This window comes from Bacteroides caecicola (assembly GCF_023337095.1).
In the GTDB taxonomy this organism is placed as follows: domain Bacteria; phylum Bacteroidota; class Bacteroidia; order Bacteroidales; family Bacteroidaceae; genus Phocaeicola; species Phocaeicola gallinarum.
On record NZ_JAMBLM010000005.1, the window covers coordinates 183,859 to 201,269 of the forward strand.

The 17,411-nt window shown below is 40.5% G+C and carries 16 protein-coding genes and 4 pseudogenes; 16 read left to right on the plus strand and 4 right to left on the minus strand.

Going from position 1 to position 17,411, the window contains the following annotated elements:
- Positions 1-43: 43 nt before the first annotated feature.
- The 3 genes from M3085_RS06875 to M3085_RS06885 all read left to right on the plus strand — a co-directional run bounded on the left by M3085_RS06875 (position 44) and on the right by M3085_RS06885 (position 3,618).
- On the plus strand, positions 44-658 hold the full coding sequence (locus tag M3085_RS06875; RefSeq protein WP_249052599.1) for a YqiA/YcfP family alpha/beta fold hydrolase: 615 nt from the start codon (positions 44-46) through the stop codon (positions 656-658).
- A gap of 200 nt (positions 659-858) precedes the next feature.
- Positions 859-1,764 (plus strand): helix-turn-helix transcriptional regulator, encoded by a 906-nt coding sequence (locus tag M3085_RS06880; RefSeq protein WP_204395808.1) that lies wholly within the window; start codon positions 859-861, stop codon positions 1,762-1,764.
- Between the two features lie 117 nt (positions 1,765-1,881).
- Complete coding sequence (locus tag M3085_RS06885; RefSeq protein ID WP_249052600.1) at positions 1,882-3,618, plus strand: DUF262 domain-containing protein; 1,737 nt, start codon at positions 1,882-1,884, stop codon at positions 3,616-3,618.
- A gap of 227 nt (positions 3,619-3,845) precedes the next feature.
- Here M3085_RS06885 and M3085_RS06890 read toward each other — a convergent pair.
- Positions 3,846-4,164 (minus strand): annotated as a pseudogene (locus M3085_RS06890) (plasmid mobilization protein); the annotation flags it as partial.
- 894 nt (positions 4,165-5,058) lie between these two features.
- On the opposite strand from M3085_RS06890, the gene M3085_RS06895 reads away from it, so the two are divergent.
- Both M3085_RS06895 and M3085_RS06900 read left to right on the plus strand, forming a co-directional pair.
- On the plus strand, positions 5,059-5,370 hold the full coding sequence (locus M3085_RS06895) for a helix-turn-helix domain-containing protein (RefSeq protein WP_117969134.1): 312 nt from the start codon (positions 5,059-5,061) through the stop codon (positions 5,368-5,370).
- Positions 5,371-5,403: 33 nt separating this feature from the next.
- Positions 5,404-5,709, plus strand: coding sequence for a helix-turn-helix domain-containing protein (locus M3085_RS06900; RefSeq protein ID WP_068855435.1), 306 nt, complete (start codon positions 5,404-5,406; stop codon positions 5,707-5,709).
- A gap of 79 nt (positions 5,710-5,788) precedes the next feature.
- Here the strand turns inward: M3085_RS06900 and M3085_RS06905 are convergent, their stop codons facing one another.
- The 3 genes from M3085_RS06905 to M3085_RS06915 are packed head-to-tail and all read right to left on the minus strand — an operon-like array spanning position 5,789 to position 8,642.
- Positions 5,789-6,163 (minus strand): hypothetical protein, encoded by a 375-nt coding sequence (locus M3085_RS06905; RefSeq protein ID WP_249052601.1) that lies wholly within the window; start codon positions 6,161-6,163, stop codon positions 5,789-5,791.
- A complete protein-coding gene (locus M3085_RS06910) occupies positions 6,160-7,377 on the minus strand; it encodes a site-specific integrase (protein ID WP_249052602.1) in 1,218 nt (405 codons plus the stop codon). Before M3085_RS06910 ends, M3085_RS06905 begins: the two co-directional genes overlap by 4 nt.
- 35 nt (positions 7,378-7,412) lie before the next feature.
- Positions 7,413-8,642: a site-specific integrase gene (locus tag M3085_RS06915; RefSeq protein ID WP_249052603.1), complete on the minus strand. Its 1,230-nt coding sequence runs from the start codon at positions 8,640-8,642 to the stop codon at positions 7,413-7,415.
- Between the two features lie 288 nt (positions 8,643-8,930).
- Between M3085_RS06915 and M3085_RS06920 the strand changes: the two are divergent.
- The 11 genes and pseudogenes from M3085_RS06920 to M3085_RS06970 all read left to right on the plus strand — a co-directional run.
- Positions 8,931-9,098: pseudogene (locus tag M3085_RS06920) on the plus strand (tyrosine-type recombinase/integrase); the annotation flags it as partial.
- Positions 9,099-9,109: 11 nt separating this feature from the next.
- Entirely contained in the window at positions 9,110-10,624 is a 1,515-nt protein-coding gene (locus M3085_RS06925; protein WP_249052604.1) for a hypothetical protein, read from the plus strand.
- A gap of 57 nt (positions 10,625-10,681) precedes the next feature.
- Positions 10,682-11,458, plus strand: a complete 777-nt coding sequence (locus M3085_RS06930) for a hypothetical protein (protein WP_249052605.1) — start codon at positions 10,682-10,684, stop codon at positions 11,456-11,458.
- A 158-nt stretch (positions 11,459-11,616) separates the two neighbouring features.
- Positions 11,617-12,012, plus strand: coding sequence for a helix-turn-helix domain-containing protein (locus M3085_RS06935; RefSeq protein WP_249052606.1), 396 nt, complete (start codon positions 11,617-11,619; stop codon positions 12,010-12,012).
- A complete protein-coding gene (locus M3085_RS06940) occupies positions 12,009-12,455 on the plus strand; it encodes a helix-turn-helix domain-containing protein (protein WP_249052607.1) in 447 nt (148 codons plus the stop codon). The genes M3085_RS06935 and M3085_RS06940 overlap by 4 nt, the downstream gene beginning before the upstream one ends.
- Positions 12,456-12,475: 20 nt before the next feature.
- Entirely contained in the window at positions 12,476-13,528 is a 1,053-nt protein-coding gene (locus tag M3085_RS06945) for an AAA family ATPase (protein WP_249052666.1), read from the plus strand.
- A gap of 46 nt (positions 13,529-13,574) precedes the next feature.
- Positions 13,575-14,463: pseudogene (locus tag M3085_RS06950) on the plus strand (toprim domain-containing protein).
- Positions 14,464-14,718: 255 nt separating this feature from the next.
- A complete protein-coding gene (locus M3085_RS06955; RefSeq protein WP_249052609.1) occupies positions 14,719-15,168 on the plus strand; it encodes a hypothetical protein in 450 nt (149 codons plus the stop codon).
- Entirely contained in the window at positions 15,165-15,497 is a 333-nt protein-coding gene (locus tag M3085_RS06960; protein ID WP_249052610.1) for a DUF4134 domain-containing protein, read from the plus strand. The genes M3085_RS06955 and M3085_RS06960 overlap by 4 nt, the downstream gene beginning before the upstream one ends.
- Before the next feature lie 52 nt (positions 15,498-15,549).
- Positions 15,550-15,959 (plus strand): annotated as a pseudogene (locus M3085_RS06965) (DUF4134 family protein).
- A gap of 192 nt (positions 15,960-16,151) precedes the next feature.
- The gene (locus tag M3085_RS06970) at positions 16,152-17,324 is read left to right on the plus strand and encodes a site-specific integrase (protein ID WP_117543340.1); all 1,173 of its coding nucleotides are present in this window, start codon (positions 16,152-16,154) and stop codon (positions 17,322-17,324) included.
- The last annotated feature ends 87 nt before the right edge of the window (positions 17,325-17,411 follow it).

Genomic DNA, 17,411 nt, shown 5'->3' on the forward strand with positions numbered 1-17,411 from the left:
GAGGAGGATATTTTTGCAATGTATTGAAGTAAACCATACTAATATGTGTACAACATTCATTAATAAGAACGATGTAAAGCCTATTGCCATCTACGTGCATGGACTTGGATCCGGTGCTACATCGACAACAGTCCGTACGGTACGTAAAATATTCTCCGAATACGAGTGGATAGCACTTGAGGTAAATGAAAATCCGTTAGAATCAGTAGCAAAAATCAATACAGCCGTCAGTAAGTTCAATCCATCCTTATTAATGGGGACTTCATTGGGCGGGTATTATGTATTTTATGCCGATGCTCCATGTGCGGCAAAGGTGATTTGCAACCCGGCAATGAATATAGCGGAACTTATCTGTTCCAAGATAGGATTCGGGACATATTCTTATTTTGTAGAAAGGCAGGACGGCAATACTGAATATACACTTGACGAAGCGGTTTGCAGACGTTTTACGGAATATAAGAGTAGTCATAAGGCAGTGAGTGGGACAAAGAACTATGCCTTGTTCGCCGTGCATGACGAACTTATAGGAGATGCCGATATGCTTGACAGTATGACAATGGTTTTCGAATCTGGTTACAGATTATTGTTGGATTCCAAAGGAGGGCATAGGCTCCGAGCAGCATCCCTAAAATTGTTACACAAAGAAATATCCAAATAGTAATGCAAGCCTAGTATGCAGCGAAAATAATTTAAGTGAAACTGTCAGTATTGACTGCGTCATACACCAGACTTTCAATTTCAAGGCTATATGATTCAGTTAATAATCAAATATTTCAATTAATTATGCGGTATTTACCGAGATATTGCACTGAGTGCTACAAGTTTTTATTAACTTTGTTGCAACCAACAAAATATAGTATGTTACAACTCCAAAAATACACATGGCTGATAGAGACAATTCGCCGGGCGGGGAAGATTTCCCTGGAAGAGATTTCTGACCGCTGGGAGCGCAACAAGGCTCTGAGTGATTACAAGCCTTTGAGCCGTGCTACGTTCAACCGATGGAAAGATGCTATTTTCAGTCAGTTCGGTATAATCATCTCTTGTCAAAGAACCGGTGGTTATCTTTATTATATAGAGAATCCGGAGGACATTGATGAAGATGAACTGAAAAAATGGATGCTCGACTCGTTTGCCGTAAGCAACCTTATCAGCGAGAACCTTTCACTGAAAAACCGGATTCTGGTCAGCAAAATTCCGTCTGCCTACAACCATTTGGACACATTACTTGAAGCGATGAGGGAAAACCATGTCGTGACAATCACTTATTGCGGGTTCAACAAGTTAAATAGTCACACGTTTCCGATCGAGCCTTACTGTGTAAAACTGTTTGAAAACCGATGGTATGTTCTGGCTCACAATATCCACTATAATGATTACCGGATTTACGGGCTTGACCGCATTGAAGATTTGGAAATAACAACGGACACATTTAAGCTTCCCAAAGATTTTTCCGCTTCAGATTACTTCTCAAATTATTACGGAATTATATCCGACGGCAATATAAAGCCCGAACGGATAGTTATCAGAGCCTACCGTGATCATATTCCATATATGAACTCGCTTCCCTTGCATCATAGCCAGAAGTTGCTGGAAGATAACGGTGAATATGCTGACTTTGAGTTATTCCTTGCTCCTACATTCGATTTTACAATGAGATTACTTAGTGCAGGAGCCATGATAGAGGTCATTTCTCCGGCATCTTTAAGAAAGACATTGAAAGGATGGGTGTCGGATATGTATAATTTGTATAGGGAAGATTAGCGCACTTACAATCCTACAATACATCAACTATAAAAATAACAAACCTATTGGCAAGGTTAAATATGCGCTGATTTAATTTCGCCAATGGATGATTGATAAATGTAAACTTTCAAAATTATGATAAATAGCGGTTTTAAAACTCCAATTAGCATCAGCGATGCGATAGAGTATATTGAACAAAGAAAATTCTTACTCCCTGCAATACAAAGAAAATTTGTATGGTCAAGCGAACAGATTGAAGTGTTGTTCGATAGTATTATGAGAGATTATCCTATTAATTCATTTATGATATGGAACGTTACAAGTAGTCAAACCAAAAACAATTACAAGTTTTATGAGTTTCTCAAAGAATATAGAGCTTTTTTTAAAGATGAAAATCCATACATATCCACAAAAGGCTACTCGGACTTTATGGCTGTTATAGATGGTCAGCAGAGATTGACATCGTTATATTTGGGGTTAAAGGGTACTTATGCATATAAGATGCCAAGAAAGTGGTGGAAAGATAATGAAGACTGCTTACCTACAAGACGACTTTATATTAACTTGTCATCACAACTTCCCAAAGATGATGAAAGAAAGATGATTTACAATTTTAAATTCCTATCGGATAACGAGTTTGCCAAACTAAACGAAACTGAGGATTTATTTTTGGTTGGCGATATTTACGATTACAGAGAAGACGATGCTCTTGATGATTTTATAGACTCAAGACCTTGGAAAGATAAGAAATATGCAAAATCAACCTTGAGGAAATTGAGAAAGGTGATTTTTGATAACAAACTTATTAATTATTATCAAGAAGAAAATCAGGATATTGATACTGTACTCGACATATTCATTAGAACTAACAGTGGGGGAGAACCTCTTAGTTTTTCCAACCTATTAATGTCTATAACAACAGCTAATTGGGAGAAAGATGCACGAAAAGAATTTAAGTCATTGGTAGATGCAGTATATAATAACAATTTTATTATATCCGCTGACTTAATTCTAAAATGTTGTCTAGTATTGTTCAATGACAATATAAAATTTCAGGTAGCAAATTTCAATTCAGATAGTGTTAGTGTGTTTGATAAAAACTGGGATCGAATAAAAGAAAGTATTGAGGTAACATTTGAATTGTTAAAGAAATGGGGCTTTAATGATTCAAGTCTTAGAGCAAAAAATGCAATTATTCCTATTGTTTACTATATTTATCATAAAAATCTTGAGAAAGAGATATTAAAAGACTATATACATCAAGAAGAAAAGACAGATATGCGAAAATGGCTATGCATTTCATTACTCAAAGGTGTATTTGGTGGTCAATCTGATAGTGTATTGTCCCGTATTAGGAAAGTCCTCAAAAATAATATTATAGAAAACAGATTTCCTTTTGAGCAAATCAAAGCAGAGTTTGCAAGTGACGATGCCAAGAGTCTGTCATTAAGCGATGAGGTAATTGACGATATATTAAAGACACAAAAGGATGCTCCCGATTGTTATACAATTTTAGCATTACTTTATTCGCACCTGCAATATGATAAAGTTATATATCATAAAGATCATTTACATCCTGCAAGTAAATTCAATAAGCTAAAAGAGAGTGATTTTTCTGATTCAGAAAAATATCGTTTTTATAAGGATCCCGAAAACTGGAATTCTATATTAAACCTTCAATTACTTTCCGGTGCATCAAACGAATCGAAAAACGATGAGGATTTGAAAGATTGGGTAAAGGATAATAATATAGATTTAGCATCACATCTTATTCCACAGAATACCAGCTTGGATTTCAATGATTTTGTAACATTTATAACTGAAAGAAAAAAGTTATTATTATCGACTCTAAAATCCATAATTGGGGCATGATAATATTCTCATTGAACAATATTTCCGTGTAAGGAAATAGCAACAGTTTTGAGGCACTCTTATGGAGTGCGCCTCAAGACTGTTGGTAAGTGTCTTCTTATTTTTTTACAAATAAGCCATCACATACGAAAATTTTGGCATCCTTTTCCTTGTCAAGAATGTAGCTCACCATATCTTTGAAGTTGCTTCCCTTGATGATTTTGGCTATCATAGGAGGATAAGATTGAGAGTTCCTCAATTCGTGCCACGAGCATGCGACACTCCATCCTCACCGTGACGAAGGCTACTGCATTCGCCTTGTGCGCAAGCTGGTTCAGGTTGTTCGTCATGCCGCAGAACTTTCGGACATAATCCGTATGTTCCGCTGTGAGCTGTTCCTTTACGTAGCTACTTCTCATGCACTCGTGCAAGAACTCCCCGGCGGATATTCCCCGCACTTCGAGCCTTGCCTTTCAGCGTATAGTAGTCCGATGTCGCCATCTTTACCGTAAGGCGGTATTTCAGCTTGTCAGCCGCTTCCTCTTTGGGACAATCTCTCTTATTCATTCCATCGAATTTTCGTTTTGTTCATCTGTCTTGATTTAATTTTTCTTGCTTATTCTGTTGATACTGATTAGAGACCGATGGGATGTGGCTTCCACGAGTTTCAAGAGTAGGAACAAGCCGTTTCGGTATGCCCGAAACACAAACTTGCTCCACTAAAAATCAGAGTCCCGCTATTTTGAGCGTCTTTGAATATGCTCCCTATAAATTGGGGAGAAATAATACCGTTGTTGGTATCATTTTATGGAGGGGACAGACCTGTTTTTTCGTTTCTGTTCATCATGTATTTTCTCATTTTGTTTGCCATGTTCCGATATATCTCGGAATAAATTGTCTGGCAAAAAAAGAATATAAGTTTCCAATAGTCAAACAGTTGGTCGGGATGTGGCAACAATGTGACCTATTGCAGTTTGTATGCAGGGCAATCGGTGTGGAATGCGGCATTTTTCCTGTTTGATGAAACAATGAACCGGGGATTCAAACAGTTACTGATATATTGACTTGAATATTTACTGACTTAATGTCGTATTGTCGTACTGTAGTAAATATTCATGTCTGTGAATCATTGAAGGAACACTTCTTTGCTTCCTTATCTAATCAATGGTTTGGAAAAGTGATGAAGTAAGGTTACATGGAAATAAACCATTCCTTATCCATTGCTATGGACCTTTATTGAATCAGATTCATAGATCTTTTATTCTGTAATTCATTATTGGATGGAGTCCCTGAATATAGGAATATTTGCAGAAAAGGATATGAAAGTGGTCTCATAACTAGGATAATCAGCGCCACATGCTGCCAGTTAGGCTGAAACCATTGCCTTTCAGAATATATGGCTTTTCTTTGTCGCAAACAACGAAAAAAGAATAAACATCAATCAACAAAAAAGGAAACGATATGGAATTTGTAGGAATAGAAAAACAACTGTTTGAGGAATTGGTGCGTAAGTTTGAATACTTTGAGCATCGGGTCATGGAAATTTGCAACCGGGAGAACGATAGGACGCTGCACAAGTGGATGGACAATCAGGACGTATGCCGGTATCTGAACATTTCGCCCCGTACCCTGCAGACACTCCGTGATAACGGTACACTGCCTTTTTCTCAAATCAATCACAAGATATTCTATAAGCCGGAAGATGTGCAGGGTATCGTCAAGAAAGTTGAGGACAGAAGAAAAGAGGCTCATTACAGAGGTCGTAACATATAACAGTTAAACAATAACCACTAAATCCATAATAACATGAGTGAACTGAGAACAGACAGCAGAGAATGGGTACACCGTATCATGGGAAGTCTTGACCGTATGCTGGTCGGGATTGAGAATCTGGCGGTCGGAAACCGTCCCGTGCTGGGCGGCGAACGCTATCTGACCGACAAGGAAGTGTCGGCACAGTTGAAACTGAGCAGACGTACGCTTCAGGATTATCGTAATGAAGGGAGAATATCCTATTACCAGTTAGGCGGTAAAATCCTTTACCGGGAGAGTGATATTGAGAAAATGCTTCAGGAGAATTATCGGGAAGCCTACAAAGTAAACCGCATCTAGTCTGCGTGTATAACAATAGCCGACAGACAGGCTGGAATTATCCGCCTGCTGTCGGCTATTGCTTTTTTAAGACAGAAATCTAACATTTCAGATAGGAATGATTTTTGCCAATAATATAGACCAAAGAACCTGTACTTCCTTTTATAGCTTTTGTTATCAGATATTTCCGCAATCGGTCTGCCGGATAAGTATCCAATAGGAATGCCAGCGCAAAAATCATTTCCACATTATAAAAATTCTCGTAACAACCGTCTTTCTGTTTGATTCGTTTTTCCACTAACCCCGGATTTAATGTACCTTTCTTATAAACAGTCCGGACTGCTGCTCTGAAAGTTGGTGCAATTACGTTAAAGAAAGAAATCAGTTCCGGCTCGTTCATCCAAATTTCAGAAGGATTGCTCGTTTGTATAATAATATTTCCACTTTCATTGATTGTTATTGGTTCTCTTTTCATATATTGGTCTGTTTTTTATCGGTTTGACTGCTGCTCTTTCTTTTCTCCATTAGTTTGTCCATATCTTCTGAGATCTTATCATCAGTAACCCTGGCATATACCTGAGTTGTCTTGATATTTGTATGCCCCATCATTTTACTGATACTTTCTATTGGAACGCCGGCAGAAAGTAGCAATGTTCCGAACGTATGTCGTGCCTGATGATGGCTGAGTGTTCCTTTGACTCCTGCCAGTACCCCTATCTCATTTACGGCATACCAGAGCATATCCCGATTAGGAAGAGGAAATACCGGTTTCGTATCATCCGTGGTATTATAAAGTTCCAATATCTGCTCGGCAACCGGATGAAGTGGTATAAAGGATTCAACTCCGGTTTTCTTGCGGTTAATGCGGATATAACGCCTTCCTTCAGCAGTCTTGCCGATATGATGGGGATAAAGTTCCTTCATATCCACGTATGCTAATGAAGTGAAGGCAGAGAAGATAAAGACACGCCGTGTGAGTTCCTGCCATTTGTTGGGCATCGGACGTTCCATAATCAGTTGCAGCTGGCTCCGGCTGATATGGTTCAGCTTGGGGGCTTCCTTCTTTTCGTAAGAAACATCAGCTATCGGATTGAAGCGTAAAATTTCCCTGTCAACAGCTATATAGATCAGCCTGTTCAGCCACGTCATACAATGATTTATATGAGAAGCCTTGCAGCCTTTTGACTTGACAAACTGTTTGAAACCATAACCGAAATCTTCCGTAATGTCCTCAAATGCTATATCCGTCATTTTTAATGTGAGCAGATATTCGCGTAGGTAAGCCTGTGTGCTTTTTGACTGCCTGTAACTGGAGGTAGACCGGATTTCAACTGAACGGACTCTGAGCCGTTCACGTTCCTCTTCTCCGGCCTGAAGAAGGTATTCCGGCACTGTATTGGCCTGTGTAATCTCATTTTTAAGCAGTTCTGCACTGACAACACCTTTTGTTTTCAAGTACTTTTCATAAGTCTGTTCCAACTTGTTGCGGAGTTCAATCAAACGGTTGTTCGCTCTTTGCTCCCTGATTTCCCCCTTTTCGGTATTCCAGTCCTCGGGACGGCAATATATCCCTGTGGAAAATACACTGCTCTTGCCGTCTATGGAAATTCGGCACATGACGGATGTGGTACCGTCTGCCTTTACTTTATTGCGGTTTATGTATGGTAATATTGAAAATGTGCTGCGCATAATCGTATAATTTATTTTATTGGTGATACTTATTATCAGAGTACAAGTTTCAAGTCTTTGGTAGCCTCTATATATTTATCCATGTCTTCAAAAAGTTTCTTTGGAGTAACCCGCGCATAAATCTGGGTAGTAGAAATGTCTGAATGCCCCAGCATTCTGCTGACCGTTTCTATCGGTACACCGTTTTCGAGTGTGATCAGAGTCGAAAACGAGTGCCGTCCAATATGATAGGTAAGCGGACCGTCTATTCCGGCCATAACCTTCAGACTGGACAAGTTCCACATCAATGCCCCGTGTTCTATATGTGGAAATAGTGTCTTTCGTGATTTGCTGCGGTATTTTTCGATAAGCTCTATTGCTTCCGGAAGCAGTTTGACACGGCATAATTTTCCGTTCTTTCCTCGCTGATATTTCAGCCATAAAGCTCCGCTGTCATCCTTTACAAGGTTTGTTTCGGTTATGGACACTACATCAATATAAGAGGTTCCAGTATAACAGGCGAAAAGAAAAAGATCTCTGGTAGTAATATGCGACCAGCGGTGTTCCTCTATTTCCAAATCACGGAGTTTTTCAAAATCCTCACGGCTCAATGCTCTCGGTGGCTTCTCCAGTTTCTTTGGCAAAGTGTAATGTTCAAAATGATATTTGTCAGAATGTCCTTCCTTAAAGGCTATACGACAGACCCGCTTAAGTAGAGCCAGATAATGGCGCACGGTTTCAACACTTAATCCACACTTTATGACCACATATTCCTGAAACTCCCTTATGAACTGCTCGTTCAATTGTCCGAAAGCAAGATCGGAAACCTTATAACGGCTGGATATAAATTCGGCAAGTCGTTGCCGCGTATAAATATAATTGGGTATCGTTCGTAATGAATATTCCACACCGACAAGAGATTTGACTTCTTCTATGTGACGGTCAAAAAGTTTGAGCAGAGTCATGCGGCTGTCCATTCCACCTTGAAACAGATTTTTTACTGAAACGGCATCGAAATCGGTTTTCCGTTCTACAAGGGTATCAAATGCTTTGTGTATGGAAACAAGCAGCCTGTCTATTTTGGCATTGGTTTCCACCGCTTCCTTACTTTTGCCGTTCAACCGGCTTTCCCTCGGATTCCAAAGTTTCTCACTGCAATTCAGTTTACAACTGAATTGTGCTACACTACGGTTTACCGTAATTCTGCCCATGATCGGAGTTTTTCCGTTCTTGTCTGTTCCGCTTCTTTTAAGGTAAAGCAACACCTTGAATTTTTCAATCTTCATACGCTTACATTTTTTGTTGTAAAACTACAATTCTTATAAGCGTCCTTTGATATGCAAAACATTGTAAATCAGTGAGAAATTATCCGGTCTCAGATTACTTGATTTGCTCACCGTTACCTATACTGTTCAGGTAACTGGACAGCTAACGTTTTGGTAACTGAAACCGCTCAATATTCTGCACTTCATTGCTTTTTCAACTTTAAGCAAAATGATGAATATCTGCTTATTTCCAACACGTTACGATTTATCTGTTCAACCTTGTTAGCTATTGCTTTTTACTTTATACTCCATGCAGCCCGCCATACCTTCGCCGTACTCATGCTTGATTTGGGCGCAGACATTTACACCGTATCAAAACTGTTGGGCCACAAAGAACTGGCAACAACACAAATCTATGCGAAGGTGCTTGATAAGAACAAGCAGAATGCCGTATCGTTGATTCCTGACATTGATTAAATTCTATGCTTATGACAAGACAAGAGACCGTCATTAAGATAACGAAGATTACCCGAATCATCGGAGAGATGAAAAGCCAGTTGGATTTGGACGATGAAATCGAATTTGAAGCACTGGATCCTTCGTGGGCGAATATCGGGAAATGGACAAAAGAGATTTATCAATACATGGAACAAGCTCCCTCTCCTCTTTTGGCCGACCTAATAACAAATAATGAGTTTACAACCCCTGTGGTTAACTATGTACAAAACCATAAGCAGGATATTGATTCCACATACGTCAAGGTCATTGACAGTTATGCGAAAAACATGCAAGCGTTGCTTTCGCTTTGTGAAGAGCAAAGAGAAAAATCGAAAGGCGAATATAAGGATTTGACAGGGCCTTTAGCTAATGAGCAAGTGGCTACATTATTACAAAGAGCCATACGTGCCGGTCTCTTGGATGAGCATTATCAGCCGATGCCACAGACCAAACCGTTGCAACTGAAAGTAATAGCCTATGCCATATCTACCATCTGCAAACTCTCCAGCCCCTACGTCCATTTTGAAAAACAATGGAAAAGGGAAAATGGAAAGCGATTCAGCACTAGCCGTGTGCCAAGATATAATACAGCACTTTACGATACGACCAAAGCCCTATATCCGGAAGTTGACTTTACTGAGTTTGAACCGATACACGAGGCTAAGACTTTCTATACGCCACAAAGCGAACAAGACATAAGGATGCTGTATCATGACTTGGTGAAATATGGCTACATAGCACCAAGTACGCCATTTGAGACTTTTGCCGGCATATTTGACAAAACGAAATTCAGCAAGCCGATAGAATGGATAAAGGCACAACGGCAACTGTCATACTTTGTATATCTGGCATTTTATAAATTCAACAAAAAAGATTTATGGATAAAAGGAGAATGCTGCTTCAGCATAGATGGGCACTCTCCTCATAAAGCCTGTTTCGTATCAGGCTACAGCTGGATAAAGCGTGCAGGCTGGCTGGATAGGTATGACGTCAAATTAAAAGCTATTTGCGACAAGTTTAACCACATTGAAAATACAGCTAAAAGAGAAACCTCAGATGAACGGCTCATCCATACGAGCAAGGTTGTCTTCCACAGCACAAGCAGCGAAGAAGACATACATTCGATGTTCTCCGCATTGCTTGAAGGCGGATATATTGACCCCAGCACGGAATTTACCACATTCAGAGGGATCTTTGACGAAACAATATTTGAACATCCAATAGTATGGATGAAAACACAAGCTCTGCTTATGTACTTCGTTCACTTGACCTTTAAGCCACACAATCCCTATGATGTATGGGTAAAGTGCGCAAACTGTTTCCGGTTGCGAGGTGGCAAGACCCCGAACCGACAGAGCATGGACTGCAATTTCCGTTTTATCGTCAAAAAAGGATTGCTTGCGACATACGACATCCGCTTAAAAACCATTGCTGATAACTATCTTAGCAACAAAAATAAAAATGCAGATATAACTTCCTCCATAAAGGAAAGTATTAGCACTTAATTCATTATCTTATGACAAAGAAATTATCTTTGCACCTCTCTCTTTTTGAAAAGAGCGATGCGTGGTGTTCAAGGAACACCAGCGCAGACCGGTAAAGAAGGGCTATTCCGGTTGGTTGAACAAGCCTATGTATCTTACAAGGAAGAAGTCGCCACACGACAAAAAAGCTACAGGCGTTATGTGCTTGACTTTATCCATTCAAAACGGTTTCATGATGCAACAGACGCATGGAGCAAAAATGAACATCAAAAGAACTATCACACGGTAATAGAGCTTTTGAGAAAACATGAGAGATTGGTTCGCAAACATTTCGACCATGACATATTGGACGAAAACGGCATCTCGACACTTCTGAACGAATTTTATGCCATTGACCTGCCTGGAACCGCCTTAGAATCCGGCTGTGGTGATTCTGGGAATACTATGCAGAACGGACAAGAATCCAACATCAGGCCTCCGCTCGACAGACATACTCTTGACCTCATTGTGCAACTTGCCAATGAGGTCTGTTTGTTTAAGGAAGTCTTGAATACAGACAATGTTGTTACACGCTACGCAACAGACACATTGCAGACTGTAACCTCTAACAATAACACCAAATTAGTCTTACTGTTAGACAAACTGGCATCACACGATGTGATAACCTATAACTGGCAATCGGTAATCGCCAAGAAACGACTTATCATCAGTTCTTCCGGAAAGAAACACCTGAACCAACACGATATGTCTTCCACGCTCAATCGAATAAAAGACACAGCTCCTAATATCGCAGAAAAGCAGTTTCTGGCTATCATAGACAAATACATCACTCTAATCAAAAACAGAGAAGTGTAACAAAGGAATGAAAATTTGTTGAGACGAGTGTTGAGAGTTATGTTGATACTCAATAATATCAACATAATCAGTTGAATACACGCATCTATCTTTGCCCTCCGTAATCGATTACACACGGAGGGCATACCTCATATTGTCTAATTTAACAACATCTATCAATGAGACATAGAAGAACGACAAATGAAAATAAGATGTTTTCCAAAATGGAAAACATGATCTCTATGATGGCTTCAGAGAAACCCTTTGAACGTATCCAATCATTAGAACAAAAGATTAACGAGATCGATAAAATCCATGTTCTTGAAAATTACATAGTTCAGTTGAAAGAGCGTTTCTGGGCGGTCAAAGAAGTGCTTACCACCGCTGAAGCCTCTGCATATCTTGGACTATCCGAGAGCTATATCTACAAGCTCACTTCTCTGAAACAAATACCTCATTATAAACCAAATGGCAAATTGGTGTATTTCAACAGAAAAGAGCTTTGTGAATGGGCAATGAGGAATCAGGTACAAACAGCCGGAGAATCTTCCGCCATAACAAAAGAGCAAATATGAACAGAAAAGAAATAGATTTATTGCTTTCCCGTATGGAGGGGTTGAAATCATTCCTTGAAAACAAATCCTTGGAAAGCTTTCAACAAGAAATATTGAGGGTCGAAAATTTTCTGAAACGGTTCGGCTCTTTGTCCGAACTGTTATCCCATCTTGAAAATGTGGAGAAAATAGCTTATTTGGCAAAAGACTTCCTTAGCATAGACGAAGTGGCAGCCTACCTGCAAGTTTCCAAAAGCTATGTCTATAAGTTAACTATGCAGAAAGAATTTACAGTGTATAAGCCCAATGGAAAAAACATATTCATTCTTAGGGATGACGTGAATCAATGGGTAAAGCGTAACCCTTCCTTCTCCAATCAGGAGATTGAAAGGCAAGCCAATATCATTGCCTACGCATTGGAGCAGAAGAATAGGAACAAATCAACAAAAGGAGGAAAAAAATAATGCAACAAGAACATGAGATAATGCAGCCGAACAATTATCGGATAGACGAGGCAAAATACAGGTCATTGTTGAAATATATACGACTGAGTGTTACCGAAAAGTACGAGTTTCCGCAAGAAATCGTGCAAATAGATGGCGTTACCATTGCTACGATAGGAAATTTCAGTGCTTCCACCGGCAAACCAAAGAGCAAAAAGACATTCAATGTCAGTGCCATTGTCGCATCTGCTTTATCGGGAAAGGAGGTTCTGAAGTACAAGGCTGAACTGCCACCATGCAAGAATAGAATCCTATACATTGACACCGAACAGAGCAAATGCCATTGTCATAAGGTGCTTCATCGAATCCTCAAACTGGCAGACCTGCCTACCGACCAAGAAAATGACAAGATCCAATTTTTGGTCCTACGGGAATATACCCCTGACCAAAGAAGAGACATTATACGCTGGGCACTCCATGAGGAACAAAACATTGGGCTTGTAATCATTGATGGTATCCGTGACTTAATCCATGATATAAACAGTCCCAGCGAATCTCTTGACATAATCAACGAACTGATGAGATGGTCAAGCTATTATGAATTGCACATCCATACAGTATTACACTTGAACAAAGGTGATGACAATACCAGGGGACATATAGGAACAGAACTCAACAATAAGGCGGAGACCATCCTGCAAATATCAAAAAACAATGAAAATGGAAAAATCAGTGAAGTGAGGGCTATGCACATAAGAGACAGGGAGTTTACGCCTTTTGCATTTGAAATCGGAGAAGATTCTCTCCCTCACTTGGTAGAAGAACATCAATTCAAAAAGAACAGAATGGACAGGCTGGCTTCATATACAGATATGACCGAGCAGCAACACCGAACCGCATTAGAATCGACTTTTGCAGAATGTGCGGAATATGGCTATCAGTCCTTACTTGAAGCTCTAAAGAAGGGATATGAAAGTATTGGGTATTCAAGGGGAAGAAACACGTTGGTAAACTTATGCAAATTCCTGCTGGAACATCATGCCATTACAAAAAACGGCCGCACATACTCCTATAACAGTTCATTCCATCTTTAACCATTACGGTTTAGTTTGTGGGTATATATAAGTAAACCATACTAAAATGAATATCAAAGAAGCAAAACAGATACGACTTGTAGAATATCTGCGGATAGTCGGCTACCTTCCTGTCAATGTCAAAGGATATCAGTATTGGTATCTCTCGCCATTAAGGGAGGAACGTACCCCGTCTTTCAAGGTCAACGACAATTTGAACGAATGGTATGATTTTGGGCTGTCAGCCGGGGGGTGACATCATAGATTTAGGCAGACATCTATACCGTACATCTGATATAAGCACGGTATTGGTACGCATCAGCGAGAACGCCATAGGTGTACCTATACAACAGTTGCAGAGTAGGACAGCCCTACCTTGCCCTGTAGAAGATGAGATGGAGAATTTAGAAGTGGTTGATTTGAGCCACTACGCCCTATTGTCTTATCTGCGTTCAAGAGGCATAAGTGAAGGAACCGGCAAGGCTTATTGCAAAGAAGTGCATTATGAACTGCGCAAACGACACTATTATGCCATAGCATTTGAAAACTGCAAGGGCGGTTATGAAGTTCGCAATCCATATTATAAAGGATGTATCAAGGGAAAGGATATCTCCGTCATCAGGCAGGAGAAAGATATTATACAAAGTCACGTCTGTGTTTTCGAGGGTTTCATGGATTTTCTCTCTTATATGGAACTTCATAGAAAAGACGACTTCCATGTTTGCGTAGATTGCCCGACCGACTTTATCGTGATGAACTCCGTCAGTAATTTGAAGAAGTGCTTTGTGGAGCTGGAGCAATATGTTTTCATACATTGTTATTTGGATAACGACCTTGCCGGGCAGAAGACTGTCGAGACCATTGCCGGGTTGTACGACAGCCGTGTGACCGACCATTCGGATAGTTATTACAATTACAAAGACCTGAATGACTACTTGAGAGGCAAAAGGCGTTAGTCTTTTTCTTCCCTCCGATAGCACAATACTACCAATGAAAGGCTCTCCCTAAGCGGAGAGCTTTTTTTGTTCATATCCCCTTGCAAAAACGCCGATAGAATCGGCTAAAGTATGAAAATTGAGTATGAAATCGGATTTTACTCGAATAATGGTTAAGATTCCACGCATTTGTGCAGATATTTTTCAGAGTATGAAAATATTGTATTTCCTTTGCGTTCATATTTTAATCATACTATAAATTCAGACTATAAAAGCATGAAAGCATATTTTATTTTCGCCCTTGTATTGACCGCTGCATACTTCGTCTATTACGCAATAGTAATCGCAAAAGACCTTCACGGGAATGGTGATAAAAAGAAATCCGACGAAGAAGAGTTTGATGTGAGCGAATTTAATGCGGAAGAAAGCATCAGTGTGGTGGAAAACGCGAGAGGGTTCAATATCGGAGACAACGAGTATGAAACACACTATGTCGATGAAGCTCAAACTGTGTCAGAAAATAATTCCACCGACAGCGAAAAGCCCAAACAGAATGTCGTTGAAGCACTCAACAACAAGGTCATGGCAAATATGGAAGAGGCACAGGTCACCTTTTCCAACCCATACAATTCCGCAGACCTTTATAAGCTGATGATGGAAAAAGGTCTTGCCAATCCCAAATCCAATGGCGATGTAACGACAAAACCACTAATAGACGAACTATGACCCGATGCAACAGCAAAAGAATCACAAGCATACTCTGTATGTTGCTTCCCTATTCAGCGTTCGCCAAAAGCGGCAGCGTGAATTATTCCTGGGGAGCAGACGCATTGGCATCCATGCACGATTACGTGGTGACGATGATGCTGTATGTGCAATATATCATTTATGCGGTTGCAGGAGTATTTGTGATTATATCCGTATTCCAGATATACATCAAGATGACCGCTGGCGATGAAGGAATCACCAAGCAGATTCTCACGTTGGCTGGTGCCTGCCTTTTCATTGTCGGGGCAACCTTTGTCTTTCCGGCATTCTTCGGCTACCGAATTTAGAAAATCACGAGTGTAAAAACAATAATTAAAGTTCAATTAAAACGAGACAAACATGTTTGAAAAAGCAAAAAGGTTCGCAAAAAAGATAGCGACATCAAAAAAGCGCAGATGACCTGCCTGATGATGGTGCTTGGTGTAACAGCGATGATGGCACAGACCACCGCAGGAGACTATTCAGCCGGCACAGCGGCATTGACCCAAGTGAGCGAGGAAATCGCAAAGTATGTTCCCATTGTGGTTAAACTCTGCTACGCCATTGCCGGAGTGGTTGCCGTAGTAGGCGCAATATCGGTTTACATTGCGATGAACAATGAAGAGCAGGATGTCAAGAATATCTTAGTCCTCCAAAATTGGTTAGAAAGGATAAGAAAGGAAGTGATAAATAAAGCGCTTAGTATCAAGCGAATAAGCGAATTTTTGAATTTTCCGATTCTTGCTCAACCGACTCTTAAAAAGATATAATAAAATGATTTTTGTTTCTGATTTGTTTCTCATATATGACTTGATTTTCATATCTTTGCACATGCTTTCAAGGGCATAATCACGATGCAGAAACGATATATCAGCATCCGAAAAGCCCAAACCTCGCAGACCCTCTGCAAAATTCATTTTCCCTTCTTTCGGGAGTAAATTACCAATAAAAAATATACAAGCATGGCAAGACCAAAGAAACAAGTCAAACTGAAGGAGCCGATTAAGATTCGTCTCAAATCACTCGCAGATGGCAACAAGAGTATCTATCTTGACATCTACTGGAAGGGAGTCAGGAAGTATGAGTATCTGAAACTCTATATCATTCCTGAGGTCAATCCACTCTGCAAGGAGCAGAACAAGGAAACGATGGCACTCGCAGAACGTATCAAGGCAGAGCGCATCAAGGCTCTCCATGGTCACGGAGTGCAAGACTGGGAAACCGTCAAGCAGGGTTCTCAACTCTTGACAGGATGGATCAAGAAGTATTGTGAAGGTGGAATCAGCACCAAGAAGTCAACCCTCCATTGTCGTGTTGAAATGCTTCACACCGTGGAGAAATATCTTGAAGAGTCCAATCAGACCTTCATCACCCTTGAAGAGGTCAATGCTGATTTCTGCCGTGGGTATGTGAAGTTCCTTCGCACCTTCCCAAACTCACACTGCAAGTACATTGAGCCAAGACCTATCAGTCAGAACACGGCAAGCCGTTACCTCGGCATGTTCTCGACTACTCTCAACAATGCCGTCCGTCAAGGTATCATCCGAAACAATCCAATGAAGGAACTGGATGCCAAGGAGCGCATTCAGCCAAAGGATGGCAAGAAGGAATACCTTACCATTGAGGAACTTAAAGCCCTCATGGCAACCGACAGTTACCGCCCAGAGGTCAAGCAAGCCTTCATCTTTGCTTGTTTCACTGGATTGCGACTCAGTGATATGTACAAACTTGCACCGATTCACATTTTCAAGACTCCTGACGGCAAGGGCGAGTATATTGACATGGAAATGCAGAAGACGGAGAAGCCTGTCATCATCCCACTCTCTGAAGAGGCAAAGCGTTGGTTACCAAAACCAAAGGGAATAACAACTCCCTTCTTTGATATACCAACTACTCAGACCGTCATAGGCAGAGCCCTTCGCAAATGGGCAGAGGCAGCAGGTGTAGAGAAGCACATCAGTTTCCACTGTTCACGTCACACCTTCGGCACAATGATGCTGACACTTGGCGCAGACCTGTTCACCACAAGCAAGTTGATGGGTCACACCAACATTCAGACCACTGAAATCTATGCGAAAATCGTAGATAAGAAGAAGGAGGAAGCCATCAACCTCATTGATGGAATGTTCAAGTAAAGGATGTACTTTGAAAGTACCCCCCTTCAAAGAGTTAAGGGAGGTGACTTGAAATCACCCCCTTTGATAAACCAGGGTGGTGTTTCA